Origin of the sequence: Curtobacterium sp. MCLR17_032 (genome assembly GCF_003234795.2) — a bacterium.
Classification (GTDB): Bacteria; Actinomycetota; Actinomycetes; order Actinomycetales; family Microbacteriaceae; genus Curtobacterium.
The window spans coordinates 780,753-796,989 of sequence record NZ_CP126268.1 but is presented as its reverse complement, the minus strand read 5'-3'; the positions used below and the strand labels follow the sequence as shown (position 1 = coordinate 796,989).

The 16,237-nt window shown below is 70.8% G+C and carries 18 protein-coding genes; 8 read left to right on the top strand and 10 right to left on the bottom strand.

All coding sequences use genetic code 11. The features are described from left to right. Nucleotides 1-78 precede the first annotated feature (78 nt). Complete coding sequence (locus DEI97_RS03820; RefSeq protein WP_284158324.1) at nt 79-1,101, top strand: helix-turn-helix transcriptional regulator; 1,023 nt, start codon at nt 79-81, stop codon at nt 1,099-1,101. Nucleotides 1,102-1,143: 42 nt separating this feature from the next. On the opposite strand, the gene DEI97_RS03815 is transcribed toward DEI97_RS03820, so the two are convergent. Continuing rightward, nucleotides 1,144-1,836, bottom strand: coding sequence for a TerD family protein (locus DEI97_RS03815; protein ID WP_111075793.1), 693 nt, complete (start codon nt 1,834-1,836; stop codon nt 1,144-1,146). A gap of 197 nt (nt 1,837-2,033) precedes the next feature. On the opposite strand from DEI97_RS03815, the gene DEI97_RS03810 reads away from it, so the two are divergent. Continuing rightward, entirely contained in the window at nt 2,034-2,546 is a 513-nt protein-coding gene (locus tag DEI97_RS03810) for a DUF427 domain-containing protein (RefSeq protein WP_111075792.1), read from the top strand. After that, nucleotides 2,543-2,860 (top strand): hypothetical protein, encoded by a 318-nt coding sequence (locus tag DEI97_RS03805; RefSeq protein WP_146248215.1) that lies wholly within the window; start codon nt 2,543-2,545, stop codon nt 2,858-2,860. The genes DEI97_RS03810 and DEI97_RS03805 overlap by 4 nt, the downstream gene beginning before the upstream one ends. 27 nt (nt 2,861-2,887) lie before the next feature. On the opposite strand, the gene DEI97_RS03800 is transcribed toward DEI97_RS03805, so the two are convergent. Further along, a complete protein-coding gene (locus DEI97_RS03800) occupies nt 2,888-3,181 on the bottom strand; it encodes a hypothetical protein (protein WP_111075790.1) in 294 nt (97 codons plus the stop codon). Nucleotides 3,182-3,474: 293 nt separating this feature from the next. Next, the gene (locus DEI97_RS03795) at nt 3,475-3,918 is read right to left on the bottom strand and encodes a MarR family winged helix-turn-helix transcriptional regulator (RefSeq protein ID WP_111075789.1); all 444 of its coding nucleotides are present in this window, start codon (nt 3,916-3,918) and stop codon (nt 3,475-3,477) included. A gap of 37 nt (nt 3,919-3,955) precedes the next feature. On the opposite strand from DEI97_RS03795, the gene DEI97_RS03790 reads away from it, so the two are divergent. After that, on the top strand, nt 3,956-4,591 hold the full coding sequence (locus tag DEI97_RS03790; protein WP_111075788.1) for an MBL fold metallo-hydrolase: 636 nt from the start codon (nt 3,956-3,958) through the stop codon (nt 4,589-4,591). Between the two features lie 82 nt (nt 4,592-4,673). On the opposite strand, the gene DEI97_RS03785 is transcribed toward DEI97_RS03790, so the two are convergent. The 3 genes from DEI97_RS03785 to DEI97_RS03775 all read right to left on the bottom strand — a co-directional run bounded on the left by DEI97_RS03785 (nt 4,674) and on the right by DEI97_RS03775 (nt 7,667). Beyond that, a complete protein-coding gene (locus tag DEI97_RS03785; protein WP_111075787.1) occupies nt 4,674-5,786 on the bottom strand; it encodes a fatty acid desaturase family protein in 1,113 nt (370 codons plus the stop codon). A 119-nt stretch (nt 5,787-5,905) separates the two neighbouring features. After that, entirely contained in the window at nt 5,906-6,373 is a 468-nt protein-coding gene (locus DEI97_RS03780) for a MarR family winged helix-turn-helix transcriptional regulator (protein WP_220039233.1), read from the bottom strand. Between the two features lie 34 nt (nt 6,374-6,407). Beyond that, nucleotides 6,408-7,667, bottom strand: coding sequence for an FAD-dependent monooxygenase (locus tag DEI97_RS03775; RefSeq protein ID WP_111075786.1), 1,260 nt, complete (start codon nt 7,665-7,667; stop codon nt 6,408-6,410). A 171-nt stretch (nt 7,668-7,838) separates the two neighbouring features. Here DEI97_RS03775 and DEI97_RS03770 point away from each other — a divergent pair, with 171 nt between their 5' ends. Further along, nucleotides 7,839-9,194, top strand: coding sequence for a hypothetical protein (locus DEI97_RS03770; protein ID WP_111075785.1), 1,356 nt, complete (start codon nt 7,839-7,841; stop codon nt 9,192-9,194). Between the two features lie 55 nt (nt 9,195-9,249). Here DEI97_RS03770 and DEI97_RS03765 read toward each other — a convergent pair whose 3' ends face one another. Together DEI97_RS03765 and DEI97_RS03760 are read right to left on the bottom strand one after the other, a co-directional pair. Next, a complete protein-coding gene (locus DEI97_RS03765) occupies nt 9,250-10,290 on the bottom strand; it encodes an amidohydrolase family protein (protein WP_111075784.1) in 1,041 nt (346 codons plus the stop codon). Nucleotides 10,291-10,417: 127 nt separating this feature from the next. Next, entirely contained in the window at nt 10,418-11,533 is a 1,116-nt protein-coding gene (locus tag DEI97_RS03760; RefSeq protein WP_146248214.1) for an ABC transporter permease, read from the bottom strand. A gap of 78 nt (nt 11,534-11,611) precedes the next feature. Here DEI97_RS03760 and DEI97_RS03755 point away from each other — a divergent pair, with 78 nt between their 5' ends. Beyond that, the gene (locus DEI97_RS03755; RefSeq protein ID WP_111075782.1) at nt 11,612-12,247 is read left to right on the top strand and encodes a TetR/AcrR family transcriptional regulator; all 636 of its coding nucleotides are present in this window, start codon (nt 11,612-11,614) and stop codon (nt 12,245-12,247) included. A gap of 10 nt (nt 12,248-12,257) precedes the next feature. On the opposite strand, the gene DEI97_RS03750 is transcribed toward DEI97_RS03755, so the two are convergent. After that, nucleotides 12,258-12,923 (bottom strand): SDR family NAD(P)-dependent oxidoreductase, encoded by a 666-nt coding sequence (locus DEI97_RS03750; RefSeq protein ID WP_111075781.1) that lies wholly within the window; start codon nt 12,921-12,923, stop codon nt 12,258-12,260. Nucleotides 12,924-13,038: 115 nt separating this feature from the next. Here DEI97_RS03750 and DEI97_RS03745 point away from each other — a divergent pair, with 115 nt between their 5' ends. Further along, nucleotides 13,039-13,608 carry a TetR/AcrR family transcriptional regulator gene (locus DEI97_RS03745; RefSeq protein ID WP_111075780.1) on the top strand — a complete coding sequence of 190 codons (570 nt, stop codon included), beginning with the start codon at nt 13,039-13,041 and terminating at the stop codon, nt 13,606-13,608. Between the two features lie 485 nt (nt 13,609-14,093). Continuing rightward, complete coding sequence (locus DEI97_RS03740) at nt 14,094-15,614, top strand: SulP family inorganic anion transporter (protein WP_502866659.1); 1,521 nt, start codon at nt 14,094-14,096, stop codon at nt 15,612-15,614. Nucleotides 15,615-15,693: 79 nt separating this feature from the next. Here the strand turns inward: DEI97_RS03740 and DEI97_RS03735 are convergent, their stop codons facing one another. Beyond that, nucleotides 15,694-16,212 (bottom strand): hypothetical protein, encoded by a 519-nt coding sequence (locus DEI97_RS03735; RefSeq protein ID WP_146248213.1) that lies wholly within the window; start codon nt 16,210-16,212, stop codon nt 15,694-15,696. Between the last annotated feature and the right edge of the window lie 25 nt (nt 16,213-16,237).

The following is a 16,237-nucleotide window of genomic DNA, read 5'->3' as shown; positions in this document are numbered from 1 at the left end:
TTCCTCGAACGCCGGAGGAGCGCTGACAGGGACAGCTGCGACCCGACCGTCACGTCGACGGTCGACAGGGAGACGATCATGACCAGCACGCTCGACGTCACCGCCCGACGCGCCCAGACCACCGCGAGGTCGGCCGATGCGGTCGGACCGGTCCGGATCGAGGCCTCCGGGACCTCGAGCGACGCGGTCGTCGCGGACATCGGACGTCTCTACGACGGCCGCGAGTGGCAGGCCCGCACCACCGACCACGCGTTCGCCTACCGCTACAGCGCGGTCGGTGACCACGACGTCACGCTCCGCCGGTCCCAGATCGGCGGCCACATCCGGGGGGCCATCCCCCGCTCCCCCGCTCCCCCGCTCCCCGACTACGTCGTGCAGTGGATCACGTCCGGAGAGGGCGTGCCTGATGTCACACAGGACCGGGTGCCGCTCCAGCTCGACGTGCCGATGCTCTTCCCGACGTGCCGGGAGTTCGTCTTCGAGTACGAGGACCACGACCAGCGGCTCGTGCACATGTCCCGCCGGCTCGTGCACGAGGTCGCGGACGAGGTGTTCCACACCGGGCAGGTCACGGACCTCGGCATCGACCACCTCCGGCCCCTCGACCCGACAGCGATCACACAGTGGCGGAGCAGCCTGTCGTTGCTCTCGCGGGAGCTCCGGACCGGTGGGGTCGACACCCTCCTCTGGCACACGCTGACCCGCGGGACCGCGGCCGCGTTCCTCCGGATGTACCCGGTGACGGTGACGGCGCTGCCGCCTGCCGTGCTGCTGCCCCGCCGGGCCCGGTTGCGTGCCGCCGTCGAGTACGTCCACGAGCACGTCGCCGAGCCGCTGAGCGTGTCGGACATCGCCGGTGCCGCCGGGCTCAGCGTCCGGGCCACCCAGGAGGCGTTCCAGCGACACCTGGACCAGACCCCGATGACGTACCTGCTCCGCACCCGACTCGAGCGCGTCCGTCGGGACCTCCTGCAGGCGGACGTCACCGGCACCTCGGTGCAGACGATCGCCCGACGCTGGGGGTTCGCGCACCTCGGCCGGTTCTCGGCGGCGTACCGGAACGAGTTCGGCGAGTACCCGCGGGCGACGCTCCGGCGCTGACCCGCACGGGCCGGGGCCAGGTCAGCGCCGCCGCCGGATCCCCTACTTGTACGCGTTCACCGGACCGGCGTCCATCGTCACCGTGCCGTCCGCGTTCACCACCGGCCGCCGCTCGGACTTCGGCGCCGAGTACAGCTCGACCTTCTCGACGTGCACCTGCTCGCCGTTGGTGATCACACCGGGCACGCACGAGTACACCTTGTCGTTGCTGTCGGCGTCACGCGCCGCGATCTCGACGACGTCGCCCGCACCGTTGTCGATCGTCATGCCGACCCTGTACCGCCGGAAGGACCCAGTGCCGTTCGACTGCGCCGAGTAGACGACCGGCACGATGCGGTCGATCTCGGGCGTCAGGGTGATCTCGACGACCTCGTCCGCCATCGTCGTCGCGCCCCGAGCACCGCGCCGCTGGTCCCCCAGGTGCACCACGGCGCCGTCGGCGGTGCGCGGGGTGAACGCACGGTCGGTCTTGGTCCCGAACTGGGACACGGTCTCGACGTGGCCGTCCCGGTAGCGCACCAGGGCGTACACGTCGTAGTCGGTGCTGTTCGGCCACGAGATCGTCACCGTGGTCTTCTGGGTCTTGCGCAGGCTGACCGTCTGACGCTTCTCGAGGCTGATGCGTCCCGACACGACGCCCAGGTCGGTCACGGGCCCGGCCGCCGCCGGCGCAGGTGCCGGTGCCGCCGTGCCGGCTGCGTCGTCCTGCTTGTTCTTCTTACCGATCCCGAACATGTCGTCCCCCGTCGTCGTGGTGGTTGCCGTCGGCGTCGTCCGCCGCTGACCATCGTGCCGCGGATGCGCGCGCGCGGCCAGCATCTGGCACGGGCTGTGCAGAACCGTCCGGACGCGACCACCTGTGGAGGGTGGGTCGACGTGCCAGCTGGTGGCGAGCCTCCAGTCCGTCAGTCCCGACGGGTAGAACTGGTGTCATGACCCGACGCAGCCCCGGCCACCCCACCCCCGACGTCCCCGGCCCCGGGCAGGAGTCGGTGTGGGACTACCCGCGCCCACCCCGGGTCGAACGGACCCCCGCCCGGGTCGTCGTCCGGCTCGGCGGACAGGTGATCGCCGACACGACCGGTGCTGTGCGCGTGCTGGAGACGAGCCACCCGCCGGTGTACTACCTGCCGATCGCGGACTTCGCGCCCGACGCCCTCGTCCCGACCAGCGGGTCGAGCATGTGCGAGTTCAAGGGCAGCGCCTCGTACTTCGACGTACACGGCGGCGACCAGGTCGTCGGTCGAGGTGCCTGGACCTACCGCACGCCGTGGCAGGGCTACGGCGAACTGCGCGACCTGGTGGCCGTGTACCCGTCGCAGATGGACTCGTGCGAGGTCGCCGGCGAACGCGTCCGCGCGCAGGAGGGCGACTTCTACGGCGGCTGGATCACCGCGGACATCGTCGGGCCGTTCAAGGGCGAGCCCGGGACGCTCGGGTGGTGACCGAGGCTCCGCTGCCGTCCGGCACCACCCGCCGCCGGGTCGGACTCCGCCTGCAGAAACCGTGGTTCGCCTGGGGTGCGCGGCCGACCGTCAGCGTGGACGGCGTCGGCCAGCCCGCGCAGTGGGGCGCCGGCACGTGGGTGCTGCCGGACGAGGGCAGCGTCGAGTTCGCCGTGTTCTGCATCAACCGCAGCTGGCGCTTCGGTGCGGCCTCGGTCCGGGTCGACGCAGCGAGTGCTGCGGGTGCAGTGCTCGAGTACCGGGCCGGGGCGCTGCCGTTCGGCGCCGGGTCGTTGGTCCTCCGGAGCAGCTGACCCGACCCGGGCCGGGCCGGGCCGGTGTCAGGCTCGCTCGGACGGCCGTCCCGTCAGGAGCCGGGTGCGCTCGGCCAGTTGGTCGACGAACTCCTGGTGCTCGGGCTCGAGCAGGTCGTCTGCGGCGGGCTCGGCGAGGACGGCGATCCCCGGGCCGAGGAGGACCTCGACGGCGATCGGCACGCCCGCGATGTCGACGGCCGGGATCGCGACGAGGTCGCTGGTGCCGGCCCGTCCGACGGCGACCGCGTACCGCATCACGGCGGAGGCGGCGGCACTGCTGGTGAGGACGGATGTCAGTCCGTAGACGACGTACTTCATGGTGAACCGGTTCTGACCAGTTCGATGCGTACACGGCGGAGGCCGGCGGTGGTGTGCACAGGTGTCGACCCCCAGGGAGAGGCGGGGCACCCGCAACCGAGTCAGGGCAACGGTCTCGTCGGGAACGCACGCATCGGGATGGTCCGTACGTGGCTCAATGTACACCGCTGGTACCGGGTCACCGGCGGCGGGCGCCCAGCGTCCACCCGAGCGACGGTGGGGGCCGCCGGCAGCTGGTGGGACGGACGGGAGGCGCGGTGCGGGCCGGCACTGCGCCTCCTGTCCGTCTCCGGTCAGCTGCCGTCCGTCTCCAGCGCCGCGGTGAGCTTCACGATCGCGTCGGCCGCGTGCGCGAGGACGGCGCGCTCCTCCGGCGTCAGGGCTCGCTCGGCAGCGGCCAGGACACGGGCCGAGCGCCGGACCCGGAGGTCGTCGATCGTGGTCCGGCCGGCCGCGGTGAGCGAGACGAGCACCCCGCGGGCGTCGGCGGGGTCGGGTGAGCGCTCGACGAGCCCCTGCGCCTCGAGGTCGGCGACCGTCACCCGCATCGACTGGTGCCGCACGCGACGGAGCCGTGCCAGCGCGGCGATGCTCTGGGCGCCGTCGCGGGCCAGGAAGCCGAGCGTCTCGACCTGGCCCTCGGGTGTGGTCTCGGTGCGGCGGACGGCACGGGTGCTGTCGCCGATCGCGCGGCGCAGCGCGTTCGCGTCGTCGAGCGTGAAGTCGCGCAGGGCCATGGGCGAAAGTGTACAGGTCGGCTGTACACTTCCGGTCATGGAACTCACCAAGCACACCCACGCGACCGTGGTCCTCTGCGACGGCGACCGCAGCGTCCTGCTCGACCCGGGTGCCTACACGTCGGCGTCCGCGGACCTCGTCGCCGCAGCCGATGCCGTGCTCGTCACCCACGACCACCCCGACCACTTCGACGCCGAGGTCCTCAGCGCAGCACTCGACGCGCAGCCCGAGCTCCGCGTCTGGGCGCCGGCCTCCGTCGTGGACGCGCTCGGTGCGCACGACGGCCGGGTGGTCGCCGTCTCCCCCGGTGACACGGTCACGGCGGGCGGCTTCGAGGTCCGCGTGTTCGGGGGCGACCACGCCGTGATCCACGCCGACCTGCCGCCGATGACGAACGTCGGCTTCCTGGTGGACGGCCGCGTGTTCCACCCGGGAGACGCGTACTCGGCGCCGGGTGTGCCGGTGGAGACGCTGCTCGTGCCGACCTCCGGCCCGTGGGCGAAGCTCGGCGAGCTCGTCGACTTCGTGCGTGCCGTGCAGCCGACGCGGGCGGTGCAGATCCACGACCTGATGCTCAGCGAGGTCGGCAAGGGGTCGTTCGCGCAGTTCGCCGGGCAGCTCACCGGCATCGACCTGGTGACGGTCGCCGACGGTGAGACGATCACGGTCTGAGCACCTCGGACGACGATCGGACCGCGGGCCGACTCGAGATCGAGTCGGCCCGCGGTCCGTTGCGCTGGTGCGCTGGTCGGCGTCAGCTGATGCGGAGCTCGCTGGTCATCGGGCAGTCGAACGGGTCGCGTGCTGCGAGTCCGACGCGGTTGAGGTAGCGGACGACGATGCCGTAGGAGCGCAGCAGGGTGGTCTCTGTGTAGGGCACGTCGAGGCTGTCGCAGTGGTCGCGGACCAGCAGCCGTGCCTGCTTCAGCGCGGGGCGGGGCATCGAGGGGAACAGGTGGTGCTCGACCTGGTAGTTCAGGCCACCCATCAGGAACGACACCCACCAGCCGCCGCGGATGTTGCGCGAGGTGCGGACCTGGCGGGAGAAGAAGTCGACCTTCGCGTCGTGCGCGATCGTCGGCATGCCCTTGTGGTTCGGGGCGAACGAGGCGCCCATCATCACGCCGAACACGGCCAGCTGCACCCCGAGGAACGCACACGCCATCCCGAACGGCAGGAACACGAACACGATGGGCAGGTAGATCGCGAAGCGCGCCGCGAGCATGACGCCCTCGACCACACGGTCACGGCGGTCGCTCTTGCCCTCGACCCCACGGAGCACCGAGGTCACCGCGTGGCGGTGCAGGTTGATGCCCTCGAGCGTCAGGAGCGGGAAGAACAGCCAGCCCTGGTGCCGGACGAGCCAGCGCATCGGGCCGGTAGTGGCGGCAGCGTCCTCGGGGATGAACACGACGCCGTCCGGCGCGATGTCCGGGTCCTTGCCGACGGTGTTCGGGTTGCCGTGGTGACGGGTGTGCTTGTTCATCCACCACGAGTACGACAGCCCGACGACGAACGTGCCGAGCCAGCGGCCGGCGCGGTCGTTCCACTTGCGGGAGTCGAACACCTGCCGGTGCGCGGCCTCGTGCGACAGGAACGCGAACTGGGTGAACAGCACGCCGAGCGCGCCGGCCACGATCAGCTGGAACCAGGAGTCACCGAGCTGCGCGAAGACGACCCAGCACGCCGCGGTCGCGACGACGAGGGCGACGAACATCGACCAGTAGAAGCCGCGACGGCGTTTGAGCAGCCCGGCGTCCTTCACCTGCTGCAGCAACGACGAGTAGGTCGACGTGCCGCCGGTGCGGGGGCCGGTCGCGGTTCCGGTCTTCCGGTAGGGGCTGGTGATCACGGATTCGGTGGTCATTCGGGTGCTCCTGTCGACGACGGCACCGTCCCTCGGCAACGTCTCGCATCGTGTACTGAGCGACGCTACTGAGGACGCGACACCGACCGCAAACGTGCCCGTTTCTCAGATCGAGCCTCTCAGGCGTCCGGATCCCCGGTCCTGCCCGGGTCTCCGGGCAACACCGCCGCCAGGCGGTCCAGGAACTCACGGACGACCTCCAGCGTTCCGTCGTCGTACTGGCCGAGCGCGACCTCCAGACCCTGGACCCGCGTCCCGAAGAAACCGTCGGCTCGTCGACGGGCTGCGTCGGTGGCGCGGAGCGTCACGATCCGTCGGTCCACGCTCTCGCGCGTGCGTGTGACCAGGCCACGTTCCTCCAGTCGCTTCACCAGCGCGTTGGTCGCCCCGGACGTCATGCCGATCCGCCATCGGAGGCGCGCGGCCGACAGCGGGTCGCCCTCGTTCTCCGCCCAGATCACCTCGCCCAGCGCCGCGCCGTCCGACATCGGCAGGTCCATCCAGGCCGCGAAGCGGTGCGCCGACTCCTGGTAGCGGACCGCGTAGTGGCGGAGGGCTTCGAGGGTCTGGGTCCGCAGCTCGCTCATGTCCGCAATCCTGGCCGATCCCGGCGGGCGACCGTCACACCTTCTGGAGGGTCGGGTAGTGCGGCAGCACCGGCACGTGCTTCTCGCTGGTCAGCAGGTTCGCCTGCGCGAACCTCCGCACCGGGGCGGACGCAGCGATCCGGAGGGCGGTCTGCACAGCGCGGACTCCGAGACGGGACGACGGGTGCATGAGCTTCGCGCCGCCGCGCGGCAGCCCCTGCGCGCTGTCGGCGTACCCGCGCAGGAGGCCCTCGTAGCGTCCGGCAGCTCGGCGCACCGCGCTCGCGGCGAGGGTGCCGTCACCGCCCCGCGCGGCTCGGGTCAGCTCGCCGGCCAGCTCACCGGCCAGCACGTGCGCGCCGACCAACGAGAGCGTCGTGCCCATGCCCGTCGGGCCGGACCCCCACGCGGCGTCACCGAGCAGGACCACCCGCCCCTTGCTCCAGCGCGAGACCACGACCTGCTCCATGCGCTGTGTGTAGAACTCGTCGGGACGCGCCGCGAAGCCGTCGAGGATGCGCTCCGACTGCCATCCCGCGCCGCGGAAGCGCTCGCGCAGGATCGAGAGCTGCACGTCGACCGGCAGGCGCTCGAAGCCCATCGGCTCCGACTCGAAGGACAGGCTCGCCCGGATCGTGCCCTCGTTGTCCGGACGGATCGAGGCGACCCGACCGCGCGATGCCGTGTACCAGTCCCAGAGGTCGACGTCGTCCGGGGTGCGGTCGATCGTGCCGTAGGCGATGCTCACGCCGAAGTCGCGGTACTCGGTCTCGTCCGCGAACAGGATGCGCCGGGTGCGGGAGCTGCGGCCCTCGGCGACGACGACCAGGTCGAAGCGTTCAGGAGCCCCGTGGTCGTAGCGGACCCGCACACCGGAGTCGTCCTGCTCGGCGCCCACGACGAAGTCGCCGTAGCGTCGGTCGATCGAGTCCGGCAGCGCGTCGACCAGGATGCCGGCGAACGTCCCGCGGAGGATCTCGATCTCGGCGGTGGGCCCGTCCTCGCCCTCGGTCCGGGGGAACACCGCGTAGGGCGTCCCGTCCTCGCGGACGAAGCGGGTGCCCTGCTCGCCGGTCAGGTGCTGCATCACGGCGTCGCGGAGCCCCATGCTCCGCAGCACGTCCCGCCCGAGGCCGCGGATGTCGATGTTCTGGCCGGTGGTCCGCTGCTCCGGCGAGCGCTCCAGCAGCGTGACGTCGAACCCGGAGCGGTCGAGGCCCCAGGCAACGGTGGGGCCGGCGATGCTCGCGCCGGTGACCAGGACGCGGGGGCGGTGGTGCGGGGTGGTCGACATGGGGTGTCCTTCGATCCGGGGAAGAGGTGTGTCTCCCGGTTCGAACAATAGCATCACAGTGATATGACTTCGCTGCAAAGCTGAATGTTCTGCTCCCTGGCCGATCGGGGGTCGGGCTTGTTGATAACGGTTATCATCTAGACCTTGCCCATCCCGATCTCCAGGAGTTCCATGTCGCCCCGCCACACCCTCCTCGTCCCCGCCCTCGTCCTGGCCGGCGTCCTGCCCCTCGTCGCCACCGTCACCCCCGCGACTCCGGCCGTCGCGGCGCCGAGGGCGCACCACAGCTGGCTCGTCACCGCGGACGCACACGCCGGACGCCTGTACGTCAACGACACCGTCACGGGCCGACGCACGGCGACCCTCCGTGGCGTCACGCTCGGGACGCACGCCGGCACCGTCCAGCTCGGCCACGGGCGGATCGCGTTCATGGACGAGTCGAAGCCACAGCTCGACGTCCTCGCCATCGGCTCCGGAGGCACGGCGCGGATCGTCCAGCACTACGCCGTCCCGAACGCCGACGGCCGCTGGGAACGCGCCGGCTGGCTCGCCACCGACACCTCCCGCCGCCACCTCGCGGTCGGCTCCGACTTCGACGGCTCCACACACCAGCGCGTCACCGTCATCGACCTCGGACGGGAGGTCGCCCACACGGCCGACATCACCACCTCCGCCGTGACACTGGCCACGACCGGCAAGCGCGGCACCGAGGAGGTCGAGACCTTCCTGGTCGGCAGCCCCCTGCGCCTGGTCGTCACCGCCGGCGGCCGGCTCGACGCCTACTCCGTGTCCGACATCATGCGGGGTGCGACGCGGCCACACCGGATCGCGACGACACCGCTGGGCGCGTACCCGCACGGCCCGGTCGTCAACGCGACCGGCACCGTCATCGGTTCCGACCTCGCCACCGGCGTGCAGACGGTCCGGGTCACGAAGAACGGCTTCACGGGCTCCAGCTCCGCCGCCTACCCGCAGCCGAGCGTGCAGAGCTACCGCCCACGGATGGCCCCCGACGGCACGACCGCGATCGGCGCACAGGCCGGCACCACGGCCGCGGGCACGAGCTGGGACCGGGTGCCCGCGTACCTCACCGCGTCGTCGACGTCGTCGGACAGCATCCGGAGCGTCGCACTCGGGACGGGGCTGTTCACCCGCGCGGTCGTCACGTCGCGGTTCGCCGCCGTCGCGCTGACGTCGGGTTCCGGCGACTCGCTCGTCCTGGTGCAGAAGCAGGCCGACGGCATCTACGACGGCCGCAGGACGTCCGTCGCACTCCAGCCGTTGCGACACGGTCCGGTCGCCGGACAGTCGGCGACCGGGACGGCCGTGCGCTTCGCCGCGGCGACCGACGACGGCACGAGCGTGTTCGTCACGCGCGGTGGTGAGGGCACGATCACGCAGGTCGACACGGCGGGCGCGAAGCCGTCCGTGACCCGCACCATCACCCTGCCGACGGACCTGTCGGACGGCGGGTACCTGACGACGGTCGACTCGACGGCGACGCCGTACGACCTCAGCGGGCGCTGAGCTCCGCCGGGCCGTCGCCGAGCGCGGCGACGGCCCGTGCGGCCGTGGCGTCAGCTCACGCCAAGCGGGGGAAGAGGTGCTCGGCCGCGGAACGGTGCACGTCCCCGAGCCGCTCCGCGCCAGGACCGTCGTAGGTCTCCAGGCAGTGGTCGAAACGAGCGGTCCAGTCCGGGTGCGCGTAGGGGAAGTCGCTGCCGTAGAGCACGTGACCCGGCTCCGCGAAGGCCAGGAGTGACGGCAGAGACGCGGGTGTCGCCGACAGGGCCGTGTCGAAGTAGAACTTGCGCAGCCCCGCTTGGATGCCCTCCGGCGTGGTGCCTGGGTTGAACATCGCGGCGGCGCTGAACCGACTCGCGGCGTAGGGCAGGAACCCGCCGGCGTGCGAGAGGATCACTCGGAGCTCCGGGTGCCGGTCGAACACGCCGTGGGCGACGAGGTCGACGGCGGTCCGGGTGGTGTCGAACGGGAAGTCGAGCAGTGCCGTGGGCATGCCGGGCAACTGCTGGATCGGCGGAGCGGTGGGATGGACGAAGACCACGGCCGAGCGTGCCGCGAGCTCGGTCCACAGCGGCTCGTACGCGGGATCGCCGAGGTACCGCCCGTGCGCGTTCGACAGCAGGAGCACACCGTCGGCGTGGAGCTCGTCGAGTGCACGCACGGCTTCGGCGACGGCACCGTCGAAGTCCGGCAGCGGCAGCACCGCGAAGTGCCCGAAGCGGTCCGGCTGCTCCCGGACCAGTTCGGCCTGGTGGTCGTTCAGTTCGCGGGCGAGTTCGCGGGCCGCGGCGTCGTCACCGAAGTGGACACCCGGGGCGCTGATCGACAGCATGCCCGTCTCGATGCCCGCCTCGTCCATCATCGCGATCGCCGCCCCGGGGCTCCACTCCGGCATCGACCAGCCGCCGATCGCCCGAGGACCACGACGCGGTGCCGTCCCGCCGCTGTCCCCCCACGGATCCCACTGGGCGCTCCCGCCCGTCGCGGGCTGCGCCTGCCCCGGGGCGCCGACGCCCATCGCTCGCGATCCTGCCGCGGCGAGCGCCTCGAAGTAGCGGGGCGGGAGCAGGTGCTGGTGCACGTCGATCTTCCCTGGCATGATTCGGTCCTCCGATCGTCCTCGGTGACGAGGGCTGGTTGCGGTTCTGCAGTGGTGGTGTTGGTGGCCCCTCCCGCTCGGCCAGGAAGCTGTCCGAGCGGTCGGGGACGCTGATGTCCCGCCGGCCTCAGGACGACGAGGTCGACGGCAGGACCACCGTCCCGCGACCGGCTCCGGAACGCGCCGCAGCCTCTCGCCGGGTCCGGATGAGCATCGCCGTCAGGGTGAGCAGGATGCCCGCTCCTGCCCAGATCCCCAGCCGGATGATCGGGACGGCCACGGCCGCGCCGTCGAAGTACTGGACGGACCGGAGCAGGTCGAGCGCGTCGCCCTGGGGGAAGACGTACGAGAGTGTCTGGAAGAAGTCGTTGAGGACGTGGATGCCGAGCGGACCGCCGGAGGACGTGTTGCCGAGGATCACCAGGGCGAGTGTCATGGCGAGTGCCGCGATGGTCCCGCCCAGGGCGGCCACACCGGTGACCGCTCCCCCGATCGCGACCCCGGTCAGCCAGAGGACGCCGAACACGGCCCAGGGACCGACCGTGACCGCCCCGAGACCGGAGTCGATCCAGAGGGTGATCAGACCGGCGAGCAGACCGGCGTAGAGGACGAGGACCACACTGCGCTCGACGAACTTCGTCGCCGTGTCGACCGTGCCGAGGATGCGTCCGAACACCGTCGCGCCGAGGGCGGCGCCGAGCCCCGCGAAGAGGATCGCGTAGAACTCGACCGATCCGACCGGGTCCTTCTTCGGCAGCGGTGCGAGGTCGGTGGCCGTGTTGGTGGTCTGCAGCTTCGCCGCGATCGAGTCGCCGACACCGGAGATCGCCTGGCCGAGGCCGCGCCCACCACCACTGGCGATGTAGGTGGTGACGCCTCCCTTGCCGGGTGCCGGCAGGACGACGGCGCCGTCGACGTCACGGTCGAGCACTGCGGCGCGCGCCTGTCGAGCGGACGCCACGACCGTCAGGTCCAGCGATCCCTGCTGCTCGAGCGCGACGATCGCGTCGGCGTCGCCGGTGACCGCGAGCTGGACGTTGTTCGGCGTCGGGTTGCCGAACGCGCTCGAGTAGCTCGTCAGCATCGCCATCGCCAGGAGCAGGATCGCGATCCCACCGAGGACCAGGTTGCGGTAGCGATGGGCCGACCCCGGCCCTTCGGAGCCGAGCGAACCGCCGGCGACCGCCGCTTCGAACTCGGGGTGCTGCGGGACGTCTCCCCGGCGAGGTGCCGTCTCAGTCACGTGCGTCATCATTTCCTTTACAGTTGTCCAATAGATGACGAACGTACATCAGTGGTCGAGCTCTGGCAAGATGGAGTCATGCCCGACCCGACGAAGACGGCGACACTCGGGGCCCAGCGCGTGGACCCGCGTGTCACCCGCACCCGCGCGGCCCTGATCCGGGCACTGGCGGCCCTGGTGTCCGAGGCACCGAAGGGCGAGACGATCCCGATGAGCGCCGTGGCGCAGCGAGCCGGCCTGAGCAGACAGGCACTCCACAACCACTACGGCAACGTCGGGGACCTGGCCACGGACCTCTGGATCAGCCGGCTGCTCGATGACTGGCTGCCGCTCGACCAGAGTGCGGCGAACCTCCCGCAGGCCCTCACCGACGCAGTCCGGGCGCGCGGCATCGAACCGTTGCTCACCGCGGGGCGAGCGGATCGGGAGTTCTTCGACAAGCTCCGCGCCATCCCACGCGGCGAGCGCGTCGCCGAGGTGCTGGCGTCGGCGATGACGACGTGGCTGACCGAGTCGGACCACGGTCGTCACCGACCAGAGATCGCACTCACCGGGGACGCACGCACGTTCACGATCGGCGGCATGATCGCGCTGGTGTCGACGTGGCAGATGTCAGCCGATCCGCCGAGCACCGCGCAGCAGGTCGCCACGCTCCGGTCGTTCGCCGCGGCCGCCGCAGGCGCTGGAGGCGACAGCGGCAGCCGCGGCGAGTGATCACCAGGCGTCAGCCGTCGTACGCGACGTAGTGCAGCTCGGCGTCCCGCCGCTCGTCGTGGAGCGTCACGTAGGACTGCGCGATGACCGCCGGCTCGGCATCCGGTCGCCCACCTCCGATCAGTGCGGTGATGGCGACGAAGCCGACGTAGACACCCTTCTCCGCCAGGGCCGCGTTGAGGTTGAGCGTCCAGTTGCGGAGCCCCGCCGCGGCGATGTTGACGTTCCCGCGGACCGGCGTCGGCGCAAGTGCACCGCCGCCGGTCGTCACGAGCACCGTGCCGGAACCCGCGGCGACCATGTCCGGCAGGACCTCACCGACGGCCGCGATGGCGCCTCCGAGGTAGAAGTCGATCTGCGGCTGCAGGTTCTCCATCGTCACGTCCACGGCATCGACCGACTCCAGAGTCCGGTCGGCCGGGGAGAACTCCAGGACGTCGATCGGGCCGAGCGTCTCCCGGATGGAGCGGAGTGCGGCCCGGATCGTGTCGGGCGCGCCGACGTCGGCCGTGAACCCGCGAGCCTGGATGCCCTCCGCGGTGAGCTGTGCGGCGAGGGCGTCCACCTTCGATCGGTCGCGGGCCACGAGAGCCACATCGAAGCCCTTCTGCCCGAATGCCCGGGCGATCGCGAGCCCTAGGCCGGGTCCTGCTCCGATGATCGTGATGAGGGGCATGGTGCGTCCTTCCGCGGCCCGCTGGGGGACCTCGTGTCGGTGCGGTAAGTTGAGGTCGTCCTCAAATCCACTTGAGCCTATGTTGAGGACGCCCTCAAGATCCTTCGGAGTCGCTGTGAGCACCGCCCCCCGCCTGCGTCGAGATGCGCAGGCGAACGTCGAGAAGCTGCGCGCCGCCGCCATCGCGGTCTTCACACAGCGAGGGCTCTCCGCGCCGCTGGAGGACATCGCCCGCGAAGCCGGTGTGAGCATCGGGACGCTCTACAACCGCATCGGCTCGCGTGAAGACCTCATCGACGCCGTCGTGCCGGACATCGCGGGCGCGAAGCTCCGGACCCTCCGGGAACGGACACTGGCCCAGGACACTCCGCGCGCGCAGCTCGAGACCTTCATCGCCGAGATGATCGACCTGCAGCGGAGCGACCCAGCCATGAACGACGCGATGCTCCGGCGGTACCCCGACGCCGTCCTCCTCATCAACGCGTGTGAACGGTCGATGGCACTCGGAGCGGAACTCGTGGACAACGCCCACGCCGCCGGAGTGCTCTCCCCGGACTTCACCGCCGATGACCTGATGACCGTGCTCTGGATGGCGGGGATGGCCTGCCACGACCCTGGCGCTCCGGAGGGCTGGCGCCGGGCCGTCGATCGCAGCGTCGCCGCCGCGTGGACCGCCGGGGGATGACGGCTGGTCGCTGACCGACCGACCGGCGCCGCACCGATCACGGAGTTGGGCGGAGCTGGTACCTGCCCTACAGGTACCAGCTCCGGGGTGCTCGCTGGCCCGACCCGAACGGGCTTCGCGAACTGGTGTCCATGACGCCGGACGCCACTGACATTCCTGAGCAGACGAGCAGCATCCGTCGTTCAGCGACTCGTGGAAGCGCTGTGGACGGCAGCCGCGGTACGTCGTGTCCCCGGGACGCAGAGGCCGATGCGCGCTCCGCGACCGCGCCAAGGTACATCAACAGCCCACTCGTCGCCGTCGCGTCTTCGTTGCCCACTTGTGCACCAACCCTTCCGTTGCGTTAGAGTCGGAGCCAGTCAACCCTCTCGTGACGGAAGGGTTGAGATCCCGCTGGTCCTCCTGCGATCGGCATGCGCGACGAAGCGCCCCACGACATTCCCCCGCGGGCACCGAGCGTCCGCTTCCCTCACCGAAGGAGAACCGTGACGACCGTCACGCAGTCCGTGCCCGTCCAGGTGCACCACAGTCCCACCGTCCTGTCCGCCCTGCGGAACCCGAGGATCCTGCTCCGTGAGGTCCTCGCAGGCCTCGTCGTCGCCCTCGCGCTGATCCCGGAAGCGATCTCGTTCTCGATCATCGCCGGCGTCGACCCCCGCGTCGGCCTGTTCTCGGCGTTCGTGATGGCCGTCGTCATCTCGTTCGTCGGCGGACGTGCCGCGATGATCTCCGGCGCGACCGGCGCCATCGCCCTCGTCGTCGCCCCGGTCATGAAGAACCACGGCCTCGACTACCTCATCGCCACCGTCCTGCTGGGCGGGGTCTTCCAACTCGTCCTCGGCGGGCTGGGAGCGGCGAAGCTGATGCGCTTCGTCCCACGGTCGGTGATGGTCGGGTTCGTCAACGCGCTCGCGATCCTGATCTTCACCGCGCAGCTGCCGAACATCATCGGCGTCGACCGGCTCGTCTGGCCGATCGGCGCCGCCGGGATCGCGATCATCGTCATCCTGCCCCGGCTCACCAAGGCCGTCCCCGCACCGCTCGTCGCGATCGTCGTCCTGACCCTCGTCACCGTGCTCGCGTCCATCGCGATCCCGACCGTCGGCGACGAGGGCAAGCTGCCGGACAGCCTCCCGACCCTGTTCATCCCGAACGTCCCGTTGAACCTCGAGACGCTGACGACCATCGCTCCCTACGCCCTCGCGATGGCCCTGGTGGGACTCCTCGAATCGCTGATGACGGCGAAGCTCGTCGACGAGGTCACCGACACCGGGTCCCGCAAGACCCGCGAAGCCCTCGGGCAGGGGGTGGCGAACATCGCCTCCGGACTGTTCGGTGGCATGGGCGGCTGCGCGATGATCGGCCAGACGATGATCAACGTCAAGGCCTCCGGTGCCCGCACCCGCATCTCCACCTTCCTCTCCGGTGTGTTCCTGCTGGTCCTCGTCGTCGGGCTCGGTGACGTGGTCGCCATCATCCCGATGGCCGCCCTCGTCGCCGTGATGGTCATGGTCTCCGTCGGCACCTTCGACTGGCACAGCATCAAGCCCTCGACGCTCAAGCGGATGCCCGTCGGGGAGACGATCGTCATGGTCCTCACCGTCGTCATCGTCGTCGCCACCGACAACCTGGCCATCGGCGTCATCATCGGCGTGACCGCCGCGATGGTCGTCTTCGCCCGACGGGTCTCGCACTTCACCTCCGTGACCCGGAGCATCGAGGCGACCGACAGCGGCGAGCAGCACGCCCTCTACACGGTCGAGGGTGAGCTCTTCTTCGCCTCGAGCAACGACCTCACCACGCAGTTCGACTACGTCGACGACCCCGACCTCGTCGTCATCGACATGACGAAGTCACACGTCTGGGACGCCTCCACCGTCGCCGCGCTCGACGCGATCGAGACGAAGTACCACCAGCACGGCAAGCGGGTCGACATCCGCGGCATGAACGACGCCAGCCAGGCATTCCACGGCCGCCTCGCCGGGAACCTCGGCGCCGGCCACTGATCTCCTGCACGGGAGGACCGTGGGGACGCCGACAGACGCCGCTCGCGTCACCCCGCGGTCACGTCACCCCTCGCGCACGTCACCCCGCGGTCGCGTCACCCTGGCGTCGGACCATGTCGGCGTAGTCACCCTCGGCGCACTCGGACTCCGCCGTCAGCGCGTACCCACGAGGGTCGGCATAGAAGTCGACGGAAGCCGTCGGACCACCGGCGCCGCGGGCACCCACGATCGGATCGGCACCGCCGCTCTGGTACCGCTCAGTTGTCACGCCCCGCTGCTTCCACATCCGTTCGATGGCGTCGACGTCAGCGTGTGGATCGTCCCCTGCCGGGCGGTCGACGATGAGGACCCACGAGACGCCGTCGTCGCCGTCGCCCGTCGTGCACGGGCTGAGCCCGGCGCCTCCCCGGGGTGTCCAGTCCCCGCCGAGCGCCGCCGTCGAGCGGTCGACGAACGTGGTGACGGACTGCTTCGCCGCATCAGGTGTGATCGAGGTCGCGCCGGTCTGGTCCGGTCGCCCCGGTGTTCCTGCACAGCTCGTCAGGAGGACTGCCGTGGCTGCGAGGGCCGCGCTCACCGCGAGGGTCCTGCGGATCATCGTCTCCTCACCCGCACGTGTCACA